At 50.2% G+C, this 3,355-nt stretch carries 2 protein-coding genes; both read left to right on the plus strand.

Annotated elements, in window-relative coordinates:
• On the plus strand, positions 1-337 hold a 337-nt coding region (locus KBS54_07590), incomplete at its 5' end, for a hypothetical protein (GenBank protein ID MBQ0055982.1).
• Between the two features lie 167 nt (positions 338-504).
• A partial coding sequence (locus KBS54_07595) for a hypothetical protein (protein MBQ0055983.1) occupies positions 505-3,355 on the plus strand: 2,851 nt, incomplete at its 3' end.

The raw sequence follows: 3,355 nt of genomic DNA on the forward strand, positions 1-3,355 counted from the left end.
CAGACAGACAGACAGACAGACAGACAGACAGACAGACAGACAGACAGACAGACAGACCTCCTCTTCTAAGGTAGGTTTTGGTTTTCCATACCCCTCCTTTATTTCTGAACTAAAGTTCAATTTTCAAAATTTCCCAAAAATTCAAAAAATAAACTCAAATATTGAAAATAAAAGAAGCGATGTGGTAAACACCGCAAATGTTTGTTGTGGTTTTTTATCCCCGTCTCGCGTGCCCCGGAGAGGTATTCCGCGGGCTTTTATCCCCTGTCTTCCTGCGAAATCAATAAAGCGCAGCCTGTGCCCCGGAGGGGTAGATCCAGTGGCTTTACGCGAGTGAAACGAGCGGTAAGGGTTTGATTTTTGCCAACAGCTAACAGCTGACAGCCAACAGCGGCGCGTAGCGCCAAACGAGCGAAGCGAGTACCCACCAAAACAACGCTGAAAAGCGGTAAAAATAGATAGTACAGGCACCAAAAAACAGAAACAGAAAGGGAGAAAAAAGAGATGAGAACAACAAAAAAACTTGCAGCAGTCCTAATGCTCGTATCGTTCATTTTCAGCACGGTATCGCCTGCAATGGCGGCTGGACTGGCAGACATAACGGACATAGCGGGCGGCAACGGCGGAAACGCGTTGGGCAATGCCTCAACCATCTATTTTGGTAATTACTGGCAGAACGCAAAAAGCGGAAAAAGCGGCTCGACAAATCTGAACGATTACAACAAAGAAGGTATAAAATGGCGCGTGCTGTCAAATGCTGACGGCAAAACCTTACTGTTGTCCGACCAAGGGCTGTACGCAGACGCGTTTAACCACTCAGACAGCCCATCAAAGGACAACGTATGGAAATATTCACACGTCCGTGCGATACTGAACAACACAACGGCAGACGACGGCTTTGCGGGAGACGCGTTCAGCGATAAAGAATACGCGGCGATAGCGGAAACTACGCTCAGTGATGTAGATTCCACAGACAAAATCTTCCTGCTGAGCGCAGACGAAGTGCAGAATACAGATTACGGATTTGCAGCCGGTACTTCTGCAAACGACACAAGAAAAGCGCTTGCGACAGAAATGGCGCAGCACATACCGGTGTACGGGAACGCTTACTATAGTCGCTCGACGGTTGACCTTTTTGATGGTTATCCTTATTGGTGGCTCCGGTCGCCCGGCGGCGCCAGCAAGAAGGCGTACTGCGTTGGTAACGAAGGCGACGTCAACTACACCTACGGCGACATCGGCTACTGCGATGACGCGGTGCGTCCGGCTTTAAACCTGAATCAGGAATCGGTTCTGTTCCTGTCCGCCGCCGTAGCGACAAAAAGTGATGGAACGAACTACGACAAAAACAGCAAATCGCAGGTAGGTGTCGGCGATGGTTTTGCGCTTGCAGACTATGATGGCTCCAATGGCTGGAAACTGACACTGTTTGATAAGTATGACGCAACAGAGGATACAGGTATAAAAACTCCCAATGTAACACAGGCTGAAATAGTCGGCAAAACATGGGACGTCAATGACCTTGCCGAAACGGCAAAAACCGGCACAAAAATCATTGAAATATCAGACCAGACGCCTACAGGCGATGAAGGACTGAAAATAGCCTACAACGGCGCGGCAACGGGAACAAACATGTACGTATCCGCCCTGCTTAAAGACAAAACCACAGGAAACTACGTGAACTACGCCAAAGTAAGCCAGGATGCGGCAGACACAGAAATCATAGACGTCAGCGGAATATCCGGGAACTACACGCTCTGCATCTACGGTGAACAGGAAAACGGAGATTATCAGACGGACTACGCGTCTGAATTATACAGAAAGGATATAACAATACCGACGGACATGCCCGCGCCGACAGTGAACAAAATCCTGAGCAGCGATTACGCGGCAGGAGGACTTACGGCGAAAATCTCAAATGACTGTGAACTCGGCTTTGAAGCAGGCGAATACGACACAGCCGTAACGATTGAAGACGACAAAAGCGGCAAAATCACCGCTGACGCAAGCGGAACAACGCTGACGGGCAATATCTCCGTCGGAACAGACGCGACACTCACAACGGCAAATACCTTTACGCTTGACGGAGCAATAAGCGGAGAAGGCACGATAGAAAACACAGGAACGCTCAACGTAAACGGAACACTCGCAGCAGCCGTAACCAACAACGACAGCGTAACGGCAAAAAGCGGAAGCACGATAAACAGCACAGTAACAAACGCTGCAGCCGCAACGACGACGCTTGAAACAGGCGCGGCGTTTGGTGCAGCCGGCAAAATATCAGGCGGCACGGCTGTTCTGAAAGAAAACGTGGAATTTACTGCGTCAAACCTTGACGGAATAACTGCGTTTAACGCGGACAAAGCAATCTACAACTTCTCAGCCACGCTCAACAGCGCAGACCCGTACATAACGGCAGGCAACATAATAAACGTTGACGGAAACGCCACGGGAACAATAAAACTCGGAACAATAACGCTGAACGGCACCTCCTCGGACGGCTGGGCAGTCGGAACCCCAGAAGAAATGCAATACCTGAACGCAACGGGAACAGACACCAACCTCACCGTAGACGGCTACCAAGTACAGACAAACACCGGCTACAAATACACGTTCAGCCAGGCAAAAGACGGAAGTGCGGACAAAATCGGTTACATGAGCGTACTCAAAGAAAGCGAAACTGAACTCACGCTCAAAGACCTTGTCAACAACACAAGCACCGCGGCAGGCAGTACAAATCAATACACAGTTGACGGACTGGACGAAACCACAACCGAAGACCTCGGTGCCCTTGACAACACCCTCAGAGGCGGAAAATTCGCCATAGTCGGAAGCAACGGAGACCCGGCGACAGACATACTCGACGGCAACGGCAACGGCGGAATAATCGTAGCCGATACGGAACATGGCGGAGCAGCGGGAGACGAACTCACCCTCAAAGACATAACGGTACAGAACTTCACCCCTGCCGTAACAAACAAAGAAGGCGGCACTGTCAGCCTTGAAAACGTCATCTTCAAAAACAACGAAGACTGGGACATCGTCAACGAAGGAACCGTCAACCTAACGAAAACAAACGAATTTGACAAAGGCATAAGCGGGGCAGACGGCGCGATTGTTGTGAAAGACGGCGCAAGTCTCACAGGACAGAGCGAAGGCGCAACGACAATCACGACCGACACCCTTGACGGAAACGGAGACCTCACGGCAGAAAACATAACAATAAACGTCACGGGCGACGGCGGAAGTATAGTCGGAAACCTTACGCTTGAAGACATGACAATCACAGGCGCGGGAGTTGACGCAACAGAAGAAACAGTCGCCGGTCTTAACCTCAACGGAACCGTAACGGTAG

The organism is Candidatus Equadaptatus faecalis (genome assembly GCA_018065065.1).
In the GTDB taxonomy this organism is placed as follows: Bacteria; Synergistota; Synergistia; order Synergistales; family Synergistaceae; genus Equadaptatus; species Equadaptatus faecalis.